This window comes from Proteus sp. G2675 (assembly GCF_963886535.1).
Classification (GTDB): Bacteria; Pseudomonadota; Gammaproteobacteria; order Enterobacterales; family Enterobacteriaceae; genus Proteus; species Proteus mirabilis.
On record NZ_CAWPCB010000024.1, the window covers coordinates 115208 to 132610 of the forward strand.

General features: G+C 39.4%; 15 protein-coding genes. 9 read left to right on the top strand and 6 right to left on the bottom strand.

The features are described from left to right. The first annotated feature begins 6 nt into the window (after positions 1 to 6). From AACQ49_RS06375 to AACQ49_RS06395, 5 genes are read left to right on the top strand one after another with little or no spacing between them, the layout of a single operon-like run. The gene (locus AACQ49_RS06375; protein ID WP_036977012.1) at positions 7 to 684 is read left to right on the top strand and encodes a fimbrial biogenesis chaperone; all 678 of its coding nucleotides are present in this window, start codon (positions 7 to 9) and stop codon (positions 682 to 684) included. A 36-nt stretch (positions 685 to 720) separates the two neighbouring features. Further along, positions 721 to 3252, top strand: coding sequence for a fimbria/pilus outer membrane usher protein (locus AACQ49_RS06380; protein ID WP_161778943.1), 2532 nt, complete (start codon positions 721 to 723; stop codon positions 3250 to 3252). Beyond that, positions 3252 to 3770, top strand: coding sequence for a fimbrial protein (locus AACQ49_RS06385; RefSeq protein WP_004245882.1), 519 nt, complete (start codon positions 3252 to 3254; stop codon positions 3768 to 3770). Before AACQ49_RS06380 ends, AACQ49_RS06385 begins: the two co-directional genes overlap by 1 nt. Beyond that, positions 3770 to 4843 carry a fimbrial protein gene (locus AACQ49_RS06390; RefSeq protein WP_004250113.1) on the top strand — a complete coding sequence of 358 codons (1074 nt, stop codon included), beginning with the start codon at positions 3770 to 3772 and terminating at the stop codon, positions 4841 to 4843. The genes AACQ49_RS06385 and AACQ49_RS06390 overlap by 1 nt, the downstream gene beginning before the upstream one ends. A gap of 26 nt (positions 4844 to 4869) precedes the next feature. Beyond that, positions 4870 to 5187, top strand: coding sequence for a helix-turn-helix domain-containing protein (locus AACQ49_RS06395; protein ID WP_004245886.1), 318 nt, complete (start codon positions 4870 to 4872; stop codon positions 5185 to 5187). 132 nt (positions 5188 to 5319) lie between these two features. Here the strand turns inward: AACQ49_RS06395 and potD are convergent, their stop codons facing one another. The 5 genes from potD to AACQ49_RS06420 form a co-directional block, all read right to left on the bottom strand. After that, positions 5320 to 6363, bottom strand: a complete 1044-nt coding sequence (gene potD / locus AACQ49_RS06400; protein WP_004245887.1) for a spermidine/putrescine ABC transporter substrate-binding protein PotD — start codon at positions 6361 to 6363, stop codon at positions 5320 to 5322. Positions 6364 to 6479: 116 nt separating this feature from the next. After that, on the bottom strand, positions 6480 to 7259 hold the full coding sequence (gene potC / locus AACQ49_RS06405; RefSeq protein ID WP_004245888.1) for a spermidine/putrescine ABC transporter permease PotC: 780 nt from the start codon (positions 7257 to 7259) through the stop codon (positions 6480 to 6482). Then, positions 7256 to 8116, bottom strand: a complete 861-nt coding sequence (gene potB / locus AACQ49_RS06410) for a spermidine/putrescine ABC transporter permease PotB (RefSeq protein ID WP_129623613.1) — start codon at positions 8114 to 8116, stop codon at positions 7256 to 7258. The genes potC and potB overlap by 4 nt, the downstream gene beginning before the upstream one ends. Then, positions 8100 to 9215 (bottom strand): spermidine/putrescine ABC transporter ATP-binding protein PotA, encoded by a 1116-nt coding sequence (gene potA, locus AACQ49_RS06415; RefSeq protein ID WP_004245891.1) that lies wholly within the window; start codon positions 9213 to 9215, stop codon positions 8100 to 8102. The genes potB and potA overlap by 17 nt, the downstream gene beginning before the upstream one ends. Before the next feature lie 443 nt (positions 9216 to 9658). Next, a complete protein-coding gene (locus AACQ49_RS06420; protein ID WP_223878647.1) occupies positions 9659 to 10933 on the bottom strand; it encodes a S8 family peptidase in 1275 nt (424 codons plus the stop codon). A 343-nt stretch (positions 10934 to 11276) separates the two neighbouring features. Here AACQ49_RS06420 and dusA point away from each other — a divergent pair, with 343 nt between their 5' ends. Beyond that, positions 11277 to 12311: a tRNA dihydrouridine(20/20a) synthase DusA gene (gene dusA, locus AACQ49_RS06425; RefSeq protein WP_049219003.1), complete on the top strand. Its 1035-nt coding sequence runs from the start codon at positions 11277 to 11279 to the stop codon at positions 12309 to 12311. A gap of 106 nt (positions 12312 to 12417) precedes the next feature. Here dusA and AACQ49_RS06430 read toward each other — a convergent pair whose 3' ends face one another. Then, complete coding sequence (locus tag AACQ49_RS06430) at positions 12418 to 13401, bottom strand: NADPH:quinone reductase (RefSeq protein ID WP_004245895.1); 984 nt, start codon at positions 13399 to 13401, stop codon at positions 12418 to 12420. Between the two features lie 167 nt (positions 13402 to 13568). On the opposite strand from AACQ49_RS06430, the gene dnaB reads away from it, so the two are divergent. Genes dnaB through AACQ49_RS06445 form a run of 3 tightly spaced genes read left to right on the top strand, consistent with a single transcriptional unit; the run spans position 13569 to position 17359 of the window. Continuing rightward, entirely contained in the window at positions 13569 to 14978 is a 1410-nt protein-coding gene (dnaB, locus tag AACQ49_RS06435) for a replicative DNA helicase (RefSeq protein ID WP_004245896.1), read from the top strand. A gap of 40 nt (positions 14979 to 15018) precedes the next feature. Next, positions 15019 to 16110, top strand: a complete 1092-nt coding sequence (alr, locus tag AACQ49_RS06440) for an alanine racemase (RefSeq protein ID WP_129623612.1) — start codon at positions 15019 to 15021, stop codon at positions 16108 to 16110. Positions 16111 to 16165: 55 nt separating this feature from the next. Next, positions 16166 to 17359, top strand: a complete 1194-nt coding sequence (locus tag AACQ49_RS06445; protein WP_004250110.1) for an amino acid aminotransferase — start codon at positions 16166 to 16168, stop codon at positions 17357 to 17359. The last annotated feature ends 44 nt before the right edge of the window (positions 17360 to 17403 follow it).

Genomic DNA, 17403 nt, shown 5'->3' on the forward strand with positions numbered 1-17403 from the left:
TTTATTATGAAAAAGATATTTGCTTTTATTATTTTTTTATTCCCACTTATTGCTTATTCTAATGGTGTTTCATTAGGTGCTACGCGTATTATTTATAATTCTAATATTAAACAAACTAATCTTGTTGTGACTAATTCAGATAAAGAGAATAGTTTTCTAATTCAATCATGGGTATCTGATAATCAAGGTAATAAAAATAATGATTTTATTGTTACCCCTCCTTTATATATTCTTGACGCTAATAAAGAGAATGCTTTAAGAATTATGTATACAGGTGAACCTTTACCTGCAGATCGCGAAAGTTTATTTTGGATGAATGTCAAAGCTATTCCTTCTTTAGATGAAAAGCTTGCTAATGAAAATACACTACAAATTGCCATCCAGAGTCGGATAAAGCTTTTCTACCGTCCTAGTGGATTGTCCGCTTATACTGAAAAATATGCCAATGAAGTGACTTTTTCCTATAAAAATGGGGAGTTAATTGCCCATAATCCAACACCTTATCATATTACTATGGTCAATTTAGCTGCAGCCGACAGTCAACTTCCTTCAAGTATTATGATTAACCCATTTTCACAATTAACATTAGGAAAAGTTAATCAGAATGCTAATACCATTTCATTCCAAACCATTAATGATTATGGCGCACAGGCTCCTGTTTTAAAAAAAGAAATCGTTCATTAATCACAGCATCTTTTTCAACCCTGTTGGTCAAAAACCATGGTTAATAAGAATACTAATAAAGATATCGTTTATTTTCTCTTTCCAAGTGTCATTGCATTGTCATTGACGCTGTCCTTTTCATCATATAGCGCAAACCGATTTAATCCTGCATTTTTGGCTGACTCTCCTGATGCCGTCACCGATTTAAGTTATTTTGAAGCAGGCAACCGCATTAAACCCGGTGATTATCTTCTTGATATTGTTTTTAATCATGAGTATCTGCGTAGTGAAAATATTCATTTTATTAGTCAAGATAACCATGTTATTCCTTGTTTAAATCGAGATTATTATCAATCACTCGGGATCAATATTAAACTATTTGCTGATTTTGAAAAATTCTCGGCAAATGAATGTATTGATATTGAAAAAATCATTCCAGATTCTGTTGTTAATTATGATATTGAGAAACAAGCTTTAAATATTCAAGTCCCTCAAGCCGCGTTAGATTTGAAAGCACGCGGTTATATTCCACCAGAAAAATGGGATAACGGTATAACAGCAGGTATTTTAAACTACACCTTTAGTGGCGCTAATAGCTGGGGAAATTCTCATAATAATAGCTACTACTTAAATCTACGTAGTGGGATCAATATTGGTGCTTGGCGATTACGCGATTATTCCACTTGGAATTCGTCAAACGGGAAAAACCAATGGAACCATATCAATGCCTATCTGCAACGCAATATTGTGTCATTAAGAAGCCAATTACAAATTGGTGATAGTTATACCTCATCAACACTTTTTGACAGTGTTAATTTTCGAGGTATTTCATTAGAAAGTGACGACACTATGCTACCTGATAGCCAAAGAGGATTTGCACCTGTAGTCAGAGGTATTGCTAAAGGCAATGCTAAAGTGGTGATCCGCCAAAACGGTTATGTGATTTATCAAACCTTTGTTTCTCCGGGTGCTTTTGAAATCCGTGATCTCTATCCAACGTCAAATAGTGGCGACCTCTATGTCACCATTGAAGAAAATGATGGTAGCAAACACAGCTATGTTGTGCCTTATTCTGCTGTACCTATTTTACAGCGAGAAGGCCAAAAACAGTTTGTCATCCAAGCCGGTGAAATACGCCAAAATAACCAAAATAAAAAACCTCGCTTTATACAAGGTCATCTTATTTATGGCTTACCCTATGACACCACTGTCTATGGCGGTGCATTAGCAACAAAAGATTACCAATCTTATGCCCTAGGAGCAGGTAAAAATATGGGTACCCTAGGTGCCTTCTCTACCGATATCACCTTTGCTCATAGCCAATTGCCAAATAACTCAACATCAGATGGTTATTCTTTACGTTTTCTTTATGCCAAGTCGTTAAACCAATTTGGCACAAACTTTCAATTGCTCGGTTATCGTTACTCTACTTCGGGTTTTTACACATTAGATGAGACATTAAATACACGTATGTCCGGTTATCTGTATGAAGATAATCAAAAAAAACCGTTGAGTTATTTTAATTTGCATAATCGCAAGAAAGGGAGCCTACAAATTAATTTATCACAACAACTGGGGGATTATGGCTCTATTTTTATGATGACCAACTGGCAAAATTATTGGGGAACTAATGAGAAAAATGTCCTAGTACAAACCGGCTACAATGGCAATATTAAAGGGCTCTCTTATAACGTCATTTATAGTTATAACAGAATGATGAATAGTGGTCAGCGTGACCAAACATTGTCTGTGGGTCTTTCTATCCCATTACAATTGCTAATGCCGACAAGTTATCAATCCATCAATAGCACTTATCTCACATATAATTACAGCCACAATAATAACGGTTACTCGACACATAATGCGGGGATTGCTGGTACATTATTGGAAGACAATACCCTTAATTACAGTGTTCAACAAGGTTATAGCAATCAAGGCGGAAACTATACCGGTAGTGCGGCGTTGGGTTATCAAAGTCGCTATGGCAATTTAAATGCTAGCTATAACTATCATCAAGATGCTCAACAAATTAACTATAGCCTCGCTGGAGGTATGCTACTCCATAGTGGCGGATTAACCTTAAGCCAACCCTTAAGCGCTAATGCCATTTTAGTAGATGCTCGTAATACTGCGGATGTACCGATTGATAATGCGACAGGGGTTTATACTGACTGGCGAGGGTTTGCCGTTATTCCCTATGCTACCGCTTATCGACAAAATCGAGTGGCATTAGACACCACCGCATTACCCGATAATGTTGAAATTGAGCAAAACATTAAGCAGGTGATCCCAACACAAGGCGCCGTCATTAAAGTTCAGTTTGATGCTAAAAAAGGGTATCGCTTATTACTGACGCTACAACACCAAGGTCGCCCACTCCCTTTTGGGGCAATAGCAACTGATAAACAAAATCATCTGTCCGGTATTGTTGGCGATGATGGCTTACTCTACTTATCGGGTGTCCCTGATTCAGGAAAATTAGAGATCCGCTGGGGGCATAATGCCTCTCAATACTGTCAAGTGAACTATCAATTACCCGCCTCTCAACTTGATGAACCTTTTGTGAAAATGACACAGGAGTGCCAATAATGCACAAATTAATGCTTATTGTAGCGTTGTCATTACTGTTTACCACTAAGGGATCTGCTTACGATACATTGGTACACATTAATGCCAGAGTAACAGGAAACACATGTACGGTAGAGACAAACTCAAAACGTATTACCGTAAAATTAGGCCAAATCGCCACAAAAGATTTTATTTCTACGACGATAACTCAACAACGTACGCCTGTTATCCCTTTTAGTATTAAATTAGTCGATTGCCAACCTGAAGCCAGTGCTGTGAAGGTCAGTTTTAATGGTCGTGCCGATCCTATTGATAACGCCTTACTCGCCATTGATGCAACGGGTGCCAAGGGAGTTGCCATTTCCATTATGGATAACTCAGGAGCTTCCATCGATATTAACGATAAAAGCCAGTCTTATACCTTATTGCCTAACCAAGATAATACCCTGCAATTTTATGCTCGCTATGTAGCGACTCAACTTCCTGTTCAAGCCGGATCGGCGAATGCAACAGCAACCTTTTTACTGGAGTACCAATAATGACACGCTCTTTTTCTTTCTTCACATTGCTGGTTTCTCTTCTTTGTATCCCGAGCCAAATGGCATGGGCTATTGCAGATCCATTAGTGGTAACCCCTCCACCTATGAATTTTGATGGTGCCGCCGATGGTACTCCCGCAGGAACGCCCATCACATCAACTTGGATAGGTGAAACCTCTGTCCATAATGGTTTCAAATGTGAGAAGAAATTTTTGCAAAAATGTTGGGTTGAAACCCTCTATGCTAATGCTACTGGTTCAAAAATTAGCGGGATCTACTATTACGAAGGTAGTAATCGTTATCCTGTTTATTCACTCCCCGGAGTTAAAGGTATTGGCTATGCTTTTGGTTTAAAAGATAACAATGATAGTGTTGCTTACGTACCTATTGATGTTGATAACGGTTCGGGTGCAACGGTGATTTATCCTGCAGTAGGCTCTACCGTTAACCATAATGTGGATCGCGTTTCACTGAAAGGCAAAGTCGTCTTTGTGGTGACAGATAAACATCTTGAGACTGGCGTTTATAACATTCCATATACAGTTATCGCCAATACATGGTCTGAATATGGTGGAGGCCATAAAGGCAATAATACCTCTATCGTAGCAATTAACCCCGTCACTATTACTATTAAAGCTCGAGGCTGTACCGTAAATACCAAAAATCTCACCTATGAATTAGGTGATATCTCAATGCGAGATATGGCAGCCATTGGTTCAACATCAAAAAGTCAGGCTAAACCCATCTCTGTTACATGCGATAGTAATGTGCATTTATATGCCAGCATGACCGATCAGTCTACCTATTCTAATAATACAGATATCCTCACACTGACATCAGACTCTGATGCTTCTGGTATTGGTATTCAATTTTTCTTTAATGATAATCCAACTCCCGTGGTGTATGGCCCTGATATCAGTGCGATAGGACAACCTAACCAACGTTTACTCCATATAACAACTTCTAACAACGAAAACTACATATTAAACCTGTCAACTCGCTATATCACGACTGGGACACTAAAACCGGGTAAAGCAAACGGATTAGCCAGTCTCACTTTTTCTTATCAATAATGATTTGAATTTTTAAGGCTGATGAAATGATTGATAGCAGCAAAACGATTAATTTTCGTATAGGACAACGAATACGTCACTTGCGAAAAAATTTAAAATATTCGGGGAAACTATTTGCCAAAGAGTTAGGCATAAGTCAGCAACAACTTTCACGGTATGAACGAGGAACAAATAGGATCAGTATTGAGTTTGTTTATTTAATTACTGAAAAGTTTGATGTTCATATCAGCTATTTCTTACAAAGTAACTATATGATTAATATTGAGCAACAACGAAATATACAAGAAAAAAACAGCCTGCTGATTGCCGAGGCTTGTATAAAAAATGGCACTAATCGCCCTTAACTTATTTATCCTTTCGGTTCAAATACACACTGTCATCTATTTTATCGTTGATTTAATGATAATGTTCTCTTTTTTCTATACAAAATAAGAAGCCACCGTTTAACGGTGGCTTTTTGATACTGATAAACTTAATTAACGACCCGCTTTCAGTTTTTGGTAATAACTTTCGTATAAAACCGTCGCTTCACCCACATCATTTTGCCATTCGCCTTTACTGATAATCTCTTCACTAGGGTAAAGTGAGCTATCTTTTGTGATAGCTTTTGGCAATAATTTTTGTGCCGCTAAATTAGGTGTTGGATAGCCGATATTTTCAGCCACTTTTGCAGCAACTTCAGGGCGTAATAAGAAGTCGATAAGCTTATGCGCACCTTCAACATTTTTTGCATTTGCAGGAATAGCTAAGCTGTCCATCCAGAAGATACCGCCCTCTTTTGGCCATACCAACTCAATAGGAGCACCGGCTTCTCGCGCAATAAATGCAGAGCCATTCCAGATCATCCCTAGATTCACTTCTCCTTGCATATAAGGATTGGCAGGATTATCCGAATTAAAAGCCAGTACATTAGGCATCAGCTTTTGTAACTCTTTATAGGCTTCTTCAATCTGTTTTGGATCTGTGGTATTACCTGAATAGCCTAATTTTAATAAAGCCATTTGGAATACTTCACGTGCATCATCCGTTAACAGTAAACTATCTTTATATTCCGGTTTCCATAAATCAGCCCATGAAGTAATGCTACTTACATCAACTTCATCACTATTAATCCCTATCGCAGTCGCTCCCCAAATATAAGGGATTGAGTAGTCATTTTGAGGATCGAATGATTTATGTAATAAACTTGGGTCAAGATTATCAAAATTACTGAGCTTTGATTTATCAATCTTCTGTAGCATCCCCTCATGACTCATTTTAGAAATAAAATAAGTTGAAGGAACCACCAAATCATAAGCACCGTCTTTATAGGTTTTTAATTTGGTATACATGCTTTCGTTAGATTCGTAGGTGGAGTAAATCACCTTAATCCCAGTCTCTTTTGTAAACTGTTCCAGCAATCCTGGCGGTACATATTCCGTCCAGTTATAGAAATAGATTGTCTTACCATCATCAGCCGATGCTGTACCAATACTTAATGCCATTACACTGGCAGCAAGTACAGAGGACCACTTTTTCATTTAGGCTTCCTTCAGTGGTTGATGCGTTAATATCAAATAGGCGTAACGCCTACCTCCAACAGATTTGGTCATCAAGACCGTAAAAAGTGCGAGAAACTCGCACTAATACTTTTAAATTACGCTTTGCCAGTTCTATCTCGTAAGATCAACTGACTAATTAATACTAATACTAATGATAGCCCTAAAAGGATGGTTGCCAGTGCATTCACTTCCGGTGAAACACCTACTTTTACCATTGAGTAAATTTTTAATGGTAAAATTTCATAGCTTGGTCCAGTCACAAAAGAGGAGACAACCACGTCATCCATCGATAACGTAAAGCTTAATAACCAACCCGAGGCTACTGCTGGCATCGCTAATGGCATAATGATTTTACGTAAAATAGTAAATTCACCCGCCCCTAGATCCTTAGCGGCTTCAAGCATTTTGACATCAAAACCACTGAGTCGCGAATAGACCGTGACCACCACAAAAGGCAGACAAAAGGTAATATGCGACACCAGTAATGACCAAAACCCTAAGGAAATGCCTAATAGCATAAATAAAACCAATAATGAAATCGCCATCACAATATCTGGCGACATCATCACCACAAACAGCATACCACCAACAAACTTTTTACCACGAAAACGATAGCGATAAAGCGCCACCGCAGCCAATGAACCAATCAACGTCGCAAAGGTTGCTGAGGTGACTGCCATCGTTAATGAATGCCCTGCAGCTTGTAGCAGGCTGTCATTATTTAATAAAATGGTATACCAGTCAGTGGTAAAGCCTTTCCAGTTGATCCCGAAACGTGATGAGTTAAAAGAGTTAACTATCAGAATGATAATCGGGATATAAAGATACGCGTAAATGATGGACATAAATCCACCCCGCAATAACCGTCCTATCATTCTATTTCTACCTTCTTATGCAGTAGTTTTACGGCTCGGTAATACACAAATAGCATTAACCCCATCACCAGTGTTAAACAGATACTGGTAGCTGCCCCAAATGGCCAGTCGCGAATATTTAAGAATTGGCTCTTTATTACGTTACCAATAAGTAGGTTTTTCGCGCCCCCCATTAAATCCGCCACAAAGAATAAGCCCATGGCAGGTAACATTACCAATAAACAACCTGCGATGATCCCCGGCATAGTTAATGGGATAATAATACGAATAAAGGTCTGTAATTTATTCGCACCGAGATCTCGAGCCGCTTCCAAACAGGGTTTATCCAGTTTTTCAATGCTGGAATAGAGTGGCAGAACCATAAAAGGTAATAAAATATAAACCAACCCTAATACTACCGCCTCTGGGGTATAAATGATCCTTAGCGGTTTATCGATAAGCCCTATCCACAATAGAAACTCATTAAAATAGCCTTTCGTACTGAGAAAAATCTTTAACCCATAAATACGAATAAGTGAGTTAGTCCAAAAGGGAACTATTAATAAAAACAGCAGTAATGGTTGTATTTTCTTAGGTATTTTTGCCAGAAAAAAAGCAAAAGGATAACCTAATATTAAACAAGCTAAGGTCGCTACCAATGCCATATTAATAGAGTGCAGTAATACTTCTGCATACATTGGATCAAATAAGCGATAATAGTTATCGAGCGTAAAAACCATCTCGACTAAATTCGCATCATCACGGGTTAAAAAACTGGTGGCGATGATCATGATATTCGGTAAGAAGACGAACACCATTAACCAACCCACAACACCAGTAATAACGATGTTTTGAAATAGTTTACGTGTTTTCTTCATCAGCCAGCACGACCTCCCAGCTCTCAACCCAAGTTACCGCTATCTTTTGGTCTAACGAGTGATCAACATCCGGATCATCTTCATTAAAGAATTCACTCACCATCACCATCTTGCCATTTTCCATTTCAACAACAGAATCTAGCGTCATGCCTTTATAGTTACGTTCACGAACATAACCGATAAGTCCCGGAAGGTTTTCAAGATCGTGTATCTCTTCAACGCGCAGATCTTCTGGTCTGAGTAACACTTTCAGTTGCTGATTTTGAGTAACAGGTAATTGCGTGTAAATATCGCATTCGTGCCCTTCAACATCCGCTCTAATACGTGTCTCATCAATACGATGTAGGACACGTGCATCAAAGATATTGATTTCACCTATAAATTGAGCAACGAATAAGTTAGTTGGCTCTTCATAGATTTCTCGAGGCGTGCCGTCTTGCTCAATACGCCCTTCTTTCATTACCACGATCCTATCTGACATAGTCAGTGCTTCTTCCTGATCGTGGGTGACGAAAATAAAGGTGATCCCCAGTTTTCGTTGTAAGGCTTTTAGCTCATTTTGCATCTGCTTACGTAATTTGTAATCCAGAGCAGACAATGATTCGTCTAACAACAATACCTTCGGCTTATTGACCACCGCCCGTGCAATCGCGACGCGTTGCTGTTGACCACCAGAAAGGTGAGCAGGACGACGTTGGGCAAAGTCCTCCAGTTGCACCATACGTAACGCTTCCATAACGCGACTATTGATCTCTGCAGCAGGTGTTTTCTGCATACGTAGACCAAAAGCCACATTTTCAAATACGGTCATATGGGGAAACAGGGCATAACTTTGGAAAACGGTATTTACAAAACGCTGTTCTGCTGGAATATGGGTAATATCCTGTCCATCTAGGATAATTTGCCCATCATCCGCGTCTTCTAAGCCCGCAATTAAACGTAATACCGTCGTCTTACCACAGCCTGAAGGGCCGAGTATGGTTAAAAACTCGCCATGGTTGATAGTCAGATCGAGGCGGGAAATGATTTGTTTTCCGTCGAAACCTTTACTTAAGGATTTTAATTCGACTAGTGGTGTCAGAGATGTTTTCTCAGTCATTTAAGGTAATACTCTATCCCGAAGAATAATGCAGATAGAACCGCCGCCGGAAAAGACTGTGTGAGCTGCCGGAGCAGTATGCTCCACAGAAGCCCAAAACCAGCAACGCCGTATGTATAGTACAAGGGGCAAATGATAAACGTAGTGAGGTAAAATTGAAAGCAAAAAGGTACATTTCTTATGAAAAACTATTCATTTTTAAGCTTTTCATCATAACTCTAGACTTTGTTATAAAAAACAAAAAATATAATATAATCAAATAATTAATAATAAGCATAAATACTAATAAATTATTTTAATTTATGATTAAATAAATTTTTTATCACAAATCATTCTATCGCGGTATTTTCAAGTCTAAAACAGACTTAAAAAAGATTATTTTCAGCAAGATAAATACTAAAAATACCTTCCATAGTCTTAAGCCATAGAAGGTATCCTTTCTATTAATTATATTGGATTAAATTTTTTAAATGTAAGATGGCATTATTCACATTAGGCAAAGGGCCAATCTTTTCATTTAATGATGGATAGGTTCCTGTTTTAATCAGTAGCTCTCGCATCTCTATTGGCGTTAATACCGTGTTGGTTTTATCTTTATACCAAGATTGAATAACTGCAGCCGCCCCCGCGACTAATGCACAGGCTGATGATGTTCCACTAAAATTAGCCGTATATTTGTTATTCCCATCACCATGAAAAAGATCACCATATCCGGCAGTAGTCACATCTTCTCCCCATGCTTGCACATGAATGGGGGAGCCATGCGTTGAGAAAGGTAAACGATTTAGCGTATAAGGCGAGCCCGCACCGACACGTATAGAGTGGTTATCGCTACGTTGACGATAGCTATCATAAAAAGGTAAATCGAGATCAACCCCCCCATTGCCGGCAGCCATGATCACAATAATCCCCGCTTCTGTTAATGTACGAGTTGCCTCCCAGATATGCATTTCATAATCAGCAGGAACATAAGCATGATGTTCACAAACTGTCTGCATCTCATATAAAACAATATCACCCGCGTGTAATTTCTGTTTACTGGCAATAATTGCTTCAATACGACCACTACTTAATTCTGATATGGCATAAAACATATCTAATTTATAAGCAAGCCCAGTAATACCTTTACCGTCTTTTTTCCCCATAATTAACCCCGCCACTGCCGTACCATGGTCGGCTTGATCGGTTTTTTCAGTTAAAGGAAAAAGTGGCGTGATATTATTAGCTAACAAATCGGGATGTGATAAATCAAAATCCCACTCAATATCGGCCACCTGTATACCTTGCCCATAAGCATTTTTATTCCAAGCGTCTATAATACCTAACCCGTTTATTTCATTTGATTTTATTTTTGGGGTTTTTAAATAATGCTGATGGCGAGTTAAATCCGGCGTAATATTAGGTGGCTGTACAGGTAATTTTGGAATTTTTTGCACATATTCTATATCAGGATGTTGTTTTAATATTTTAATAATTTCATCTAATGTATATGTGTTATCATTAGGTAAATTTAAATAATAGTAATCATTTAAATGATTTGATGTAAGAGAAAGATGATTTTTAGGTGGTAATTGTGATGACGATAATACTGGAACAAAAGAAATATTAGATAAAAATGTATTATATTGATTATGGTAACCAGAGCGTAATAGTTTTTTATTTTGATCAAGTGAATGTATATTTTTTAGTTTGACTAGTATTTTCCTTTCAATATTCATAACCAATGCTCCTTTTCTATTTTTTATTTTTACTTTTGTTTTATAACGTAGATTTTTGAGCATTGGCTATTTTCATTTTTAATAGCATTGAGATAAATTTAATTATTAAGATAATATACTGTGTATTAGTCGCCCCTCTCATATCGAACTAAACACATTCCTCCATCAAGCAAATGGCGTAGCAAGTAGCAATAACTTGACCAAAATGCATCTACTTTAATCTTTAATACTTATCTTTCTGGCTGTATCATACTTAACAACTTGCTATGTTATACTACTCCTTTATTTCTACCTTTATGTTCATCAGGGTAGTCGCCATCTAAATCGACGAAAGAATTACAGCATGTCAGAAAATACAGAACGCAATAAAACAACAGAAAATCACCCTATTAATGATAATAAAAGAACAGATAATTTGAATCGCTTCTCTGTTGCACCTATGCTCGATTGGACTGATCGCCATTGCCGTTATTTCTTTCGCCAGCTTACCAAAAATACTTTGCTGTATACTGAAATGGTCACAACAGGTGCCATTATTCATGGCAAAGGTGATTATTTAAAATATAGCAACGAAGAGCACCCGATCTCATTACAGCTTGGCGGCAGTGATCCACAAGCGTTAGCGCAATGTGCAAAATTGGCACAAGAGCGTGGCTATGATGAAATTAATTTAAATGTAGGTTGCCCTTCTGATCGGGTACAAAATGGACGCTTTGGTGCTTGTTTAATGGGTGAAGCACAACTCGTTGCAGATTGCGTGAAAGCTATGCGTGATGTGGTCGATATTCCTGTGACGGTAAAAACACGTATTGGCATCGACAACCAAGATAGTTATCAATTTCTATGTGATTTTATTGATACCGTCAGCCGTGATAATAACTGCGATACCTTTATTATTCATGCTCGCAAAGCTTGGTTATCGGGATTAAGCCCCAAAGAAAACCGCGAAGTGCCTCCTTTAGATTATCCTCGTGTTTATCAATTAAAACGTGATTTCTCGCATCTCACTATGGCAATTAATGGGGGAATTAAGTCACTAGAAGAGGCGCAGGAGCACTTAAAATATATGGATGGTGTTATGGTAGGTCGCGAGGCTTATCAAAATCCATCAATATTGTCTCATGTGGATCACGTGCTTTTTGATAATCAGTTACCTGTTACTAATGCCGTCGCTGCCGTAAAAGCTATGTATCCTTATATTGAAAAAGAGCTCTCACAAGGCACTTATTTAGGTCATATCACCCGCCATATGTTGGGAATTTTCCAAGGTATTCCTGGGGCAAGACAATGGCGCCGTCATTTAAGTGAAAATGCCCACAAACAAGGTGCTGATTTAACCGTGCTAGAGAATGCGCTCAAGTTTGTGACCGAAAAATAGTCCTTTTTAACCCGTGATAAAAATCCATCTTACTCAAATTGCTTAATCAACTATTTAGTTAATCAGTTAATAAAGATGGATTTTTTATACTTGTAAACTTTAAAAACTATGGGATCAATAGACTTGAACCTTGAGATTGACGACTTTCAAGATAACGGTGTGCGGCTTTAGCATCAGCTAATGCAAATTTCTGATTATCTGGCACACTGACATCAATTTTACCACGACCAATTAACGTAAATAGTGCTTCACTTGCTGCATCTAACTCTTCGCGCGTCGTAATGTAGCCGGAAATAGAAGGACGAGTAACATAAAGTGAACCCAATTTATTAAGAATACCTAAATCAACCCCTGTTACCGCACCAGAAGCGTTACCAAAACTGACCATTAAGCCTCGGCGTTGCAAACAGTGCAACGAATCCAACCAAGTTGCTTTGCCAACAGAATCATACACAACGGGTACTTTTTGGTTATTGGTGAGCGCAAGGACACGTTCAACAATAGATTCAGTTTGATAGTTAATCACTTTCCATGCACCTGCGGCCTTAGCTTTAGCCACTTTCTCATCACTGCCTGCTGTACCAATCATTTTAGCGCCAATCGCTTTCGCCCATTGGCTGGCAATTAGCCCGACGCCACCAGCCGCTGCATGGAATAAAAAGGTTTCCCCTGCACGTAATTTGTATGTTTCATTGAATAGATAATAAACCGTTAATCCTTTCAAAAAAGAGGCGGCGGCTTGTTCAAAAGAGATATTATCAGGCAGGCGAGCTACTTTATTTTCTGGTACATTATGCGTATCGCTGTAGGCGCCTAATGGAGATTGTGCATATACAACTCTATCCCCTTCTTTAAGTGAAGTAACATGAGCGCCTGTTTTAATCACAACACCGGCAGCTTCAGTTCCTAAGCCACTTGGGAAATGCTCTACTGGATATAATCCGCTACGCACATAAGTATCAATATAATTAATGCCAATGGCTTTATTGGCAACCTGTACTTCGTTATCGCCTAGAGGGGCGGGGGTAAATGAAGTTAGCTCGAGTACATCGGCATTACCATGAGCTGCAAACTGAATGCGTTTAGCCATCGTAATCTCCTTTATAAGATTGATGATTGACCTAGGATTATATAAACCAGCGTTGTAACGACCTGTAGAGATAATGACAAATGATCGTTATTTCTACAAGGCACAGATTATTGGGTTAGCGTATACTAATGCGCTGATTGATATTTTTTCGACTTTGTGCAGGATTTATGGCCAGAAACAAGACCACTGACAAGCTAATGTCTGAGATAAAAGATCGCCAAATGGAAGGGTTGAAGCTTCCCCCCCATTCGCTAGAAGCCGAACAATCGGTGTTAGGCGGTCTAATGATAGATAACGAGCGTTGGGATAATGTCTCCGAGCGTGTCACTGCCGATGATTTTTATAGCCGACCTCATCGCACTATTTTTGCGCAAATGCAGCGTTTACTTGAGCTGGGTAAACCTATTGATCTGATAACCTTATCAGAAGCACTAGAACAAAACGCAGAATTAGAAAGCGTTGGAGGCTTTGCTTATTTAGCAGAACTATCCAAAAATACGCCAAGTGCAGCCAATATTAACGCTTATGCCGACATTGTTCGTGAGCGTGCTGTCGTTCGCGATATGATCAAAGTCGCCAATGAAATTGCTGATGCTGGATTTGATCCCCAAGGACGCACCAGCGAAGATCTGCTCGATTTTGCTGAATCTCGCGTCTTTCAAATTGCCGAAACCCGCGCCAATAAAGATGAAGGGCCAAAAGCAATTGATGCCATTTTAGAAGAAACCGTTGAAAAAATAGAGCAACTCTACCAAAAACCTCATGATGGTGTGACGGGGGTATCCAGTGGCTATCAAGATCTGGATAAAAAAACTGCCGGACTGCAAAAATCAGATTTAATTATTGTCGCAGCACGTCCTTCTATGGGTAAAACCACCTTCGCGATGAACTTATGCGAAAATGCGGCAATGACGGAAGAAAAACCTGTACTTATCTTTAGCTTAGAGATGCCAGGTAACCAAATCATGATGCGTATGCTCGCTTCATTGTCTCGCGTGGATCAAACCCGTATTCGTACTGGGCAACTTGACGATGAAGATTGGGCGCGTATTTCAAGTACCATGGGTATTTTGCTTGAAAAACGTAATATGTATATTGATGATTCCTCTGGTTTAACCCCCACCGAGGTGCGCTCTCGTGCCCGAAGAATTTATCGTGAACATGGCGGTTTAAGCCTAATCATGATTGACTACTTGCAGTTAATGAGAGTACCTTCATTATCTGAGAACCGAACTTTAGAAATTGCTGAAATTTCACGCTCTTTGAAAGCATTAGCTAAAGAATTACAGGTTCCTGTTGTCGCTCTGTCACAGTTAAACCGTAGTTTGGAACAACGTGCTGATAAGCGCCCAGTTAACTCTGACTTACGTGAATCGGGCTCTATTGAGCAAGATGCCGACTTGATTATGTTTATCTATCGTGACGAAGTTTATCACGAAAATAGCGACCTAAAAGGGGTGGCAGAAATTATCATTGGTAAACAGCGTAATGGCCCTATCGGTACGGTAAGACTAACCTTTAATGGTCAATGGTCTCGCTTTGATAACTACGCAGGCCCTGCTTACGACGACGAATAACCATCCACCTTGACGGAATAAAAGGAAATAGAGAAATAACATGAAAGCGGCAACCGCAGTAATAGATCGCCGCGCTCTGCGTCACAATTTTCAGCATGTAAGAGACTATGCACCACATAGCCACCTGATAGCTGTCGTGAAAGCAAACGCTTATGGTCATGGGTTATTAGAAACAGCATATACTTTAATGGATGATGCTGATTGTTTTGGCGTAGCACGTATCGGTGAAGCCTTAACATTACGTAGTGGGGGGATTGTGAAACCCATCCTACTACTTGAAGGCTTCTTTGATGCTGTTGATTTACCCATTTTGGTGGTTAACCATATTGAGACTGTTGTTCATAGTGAAGAGCAACTCGAAGCGTTAGAAAATGCCGATTTAGAAGAACCCGTAAAAGTCTGGATGAAGCTCGATACTGGAATGCATCGTTTAGGCGTCCGTCCTGAAGAAGCTGAGGCTTTTTATCAACGACTTTGTGCTTGTAAAAATGTCCAACAACCCGTCAATTTGGTCAGTCATTTTAGTCGCGCGGATGAGCCTGATATTCCTGAAGTCACACAAAATCAAATTCAGCTATTTCAAACCTTTATCCAAGATAAAGCGGGTGATAAATCTATCGCTGCTTCTGCGGGAATTTTATTTTGGCCACAAGTCCATTATCAATGGGTTCGCCCTGGGATCATCACATACGGTATCTCACCAACGGGTGATAACAGAACAGGTAAAGACTTTGGTTTAACCCCGGCAATGACACTAAAAACGAGCCTTATTGCGGTTCGTAAACATAAAGCAGGTGAACCCGTTGGTTATGGTGGTACATGGGTAAGTGAAAAAGATACTTATCTGGGTGTTATTGCTATCGGTTATGGTGATGGTTACCCACGTAGTGCACCTTCTGGTACTCCTGTTTGGATCAACGGTCGAAAAGTGCCGATTGTTGGACGCGTTTCCATGGATATGATCAGCGTCGATTTGGGATCTGAGCTAATTGATCGTGTTGGTGATGAAGCTATTTTATGGGGAGATGTGCTACCCGTAGAAGAAATTGCCAAATATACTGGTATTAGCGCGTACGAATTAATTACCAAATTAACTTCGCGCGTCATTATGGAATACCTAGACGAACAATAGCACACAAGATATTGTATCTATCTGGCACACAAAAAGTGATTGGAGAATAAAAGCCGTGTTTCAACAGGTTGAAGCGTTTGCGGGAGATCCGATTCTCTCATTAATGGATGTCTATAATAAAGATCCACGTCAAGATAAAATTAACCTAAGTATTGGTCTTTATTATGATGAAGAAGGCAAAACCCCCATTCTAGGCACTGTATCTGTGGCACGTCAGCAGCTTAATGCGATGACACCTACCGCAACACTGTATTTGCCAATGGAAGGACTCGCCCCTTATCGCCACGAAGTACAGACTCTCCTTTTTGGTGCTGATAACCCGCTTATTGCAGACAAAAAGATTGCTACCATACAAACATTAGGTGGCTCCGGAGCGCTAAAAGTCGGCGCAGATTTTCTACATCGCTATTTTCCAAGCTCTGAAGTTTGGATCAGTGATCCCACTTGGGACAATCATGCGTCTATTTTTGCGGGCTCCGGTTTTAAAGTAAATTATTATCCTTATTTTGATCCCGAAACCAAAGGGGTCAAATTCAATGCATTAATAGATTGCTTTAAAAAGCTTCCTGAAAAAAGCATCGTACTGATGCACCCATGTTGCCATAATCCAACAGGATCCGATCTCACCAAAGCACAATGGGATCAGGTCATTGAGATCCTCAAAGCGCGTCAAGCAATCCCTTTCCTTGATATTGCTTATCAGGGATTTGCTGAAAGTTTAGATGATGATGCTTATGCGGTTCGCGCTATGGCAAAAGCAGGGTTACCTGTATTAGTCAGTAACTCATTCTCTAAAATCTTCGGGATTTATGGGGAACGGGCGGGTGGCTTATCGATTGTATGTGATAACGCGAAAGAGTGTGAGCATGTATTAGGGCAATTAAAAGCGGGCGCACGTCGTATCTATTCAAGTCCTGCTAACTATGGCGCACAACTGGTTAATCAAGTTTTATCAGATCATGTATTAACCGCACAATGGCAAAAAGAAGTGGCTCATATGCGTGACCGCATCAAAGAGATGCGTGTGACTTTAGTTAATGCCTTAAAAGAAGCATTACCTGAGAAAAACTTTGATCACTTATTAACACAACGCGGTATGTTCAGTTATACCGGCTTTTCACCAGAGCAAGTAGATAGATTACGTGAAGAGTTTGGTATTTACCTGATTGGTACAGGTCGTGTTTGTATGGCGGGTGTCAATAACAATAATGTGCAGCGCATTGCACAAGCCTTTGCAGCCGTCAGTTAATTAATATAACCAACCATTCGTTGCTGATATTAGCTTAAAAAAAT

Bases quoted from the DNA above. Each gene is read 5' to 3' on its own strand.
- AACQ49_RS06385 (WP_004245882.1), top strand. From the start codon at position 3,252: ATGCACAAATTAATGCTTATTGTAGCGTTGTCATTACTGTTTACCACT.
- AACQ49_RS06395 (WP_004245886.1), top strand. From the start codon at position 4,870: ATGATTGATAGCAGCAAAACGATTAATTTTCGTATAGGACAACGAATA.
- potB (WP_129623613.1), bottom strand. From the start codon at position 8,116: ATGAAGAAAACACGTAAACTATTTCAAAACATCGTTATTACTGGTGTT.
- potC (WP_004245888.1), bottom strand. From the start codon at position 7,259: ATGATAGGACGGTTATTGCGGGGTGGATTTATGTCCATCATTTACGCG.
- dusA (WP_049219003.1), top strand. From the start codon at position 11,277: ATGTCAGAAAATACAGAACGCAATAAAACAACAGAAAATCACCCTATT.
- dnaB (WP_004245896.1), top strand. From the start codon at position 13,569: ATGGCCAGAAACAAGACCACTGACAAGCTAATGTCTGAGATAAAAGAT.
- AACQ49_RS06430 (WP_004245895.1), bottom strand. From the start codon at position 13,401: ATGGCTAAACGCATTCAGTTTGCAGCTCATGGTAATGCCGATGTACTC.
- potD (WP_004245887.1), bottom strand. From the start codon at position 6,363: ATGAAAAAGTGGTCCTCTGTACTTGCTGCCAGTGTAATGGCATTAAGT.
- AACQ49_RS06375 (WP_036977012.1), top strand. From the start codon at position 7: ATGAAAAAGATATTTGCTTTTATTATTTTTTTATTCCCACTTATTGCT.
- AACQ49_RS06420 (WP_223878647.1), bottom strand. From the start codon at position 10,933: ATGAATATTGAAAGGAAAATACTAGTCAAACTAAAAAATATACATTCA.
- AACQ49_RS06390 (WP_004250113.1), top strand. From the start codon at position 3,770: ATGACACGCTCTTTTTCTTTCTTCACATTGCTGGTTTCTCTTCTTTGT.
- AACQ49_RS06380 (WP_161778943.1), top strand. From the start codon at position 721: ATGGTTAATAAGAATACTAATAAAGATATCGTTTATTTTCTCTTTCCA.
- alr (WP_129623612.1), top strand. From the start codon at position 15,019: ATGAAAGCGGCAACCGCAGTAATAGATCGCCGCGCTCTGCGTCACAAT.
- potA (WP_004245891.1), bottom strand. From the start codon at position 9,215: ATGACTGAGAAAACATCTCTGACACCACTAGTCGAATTAAAATCCTTA.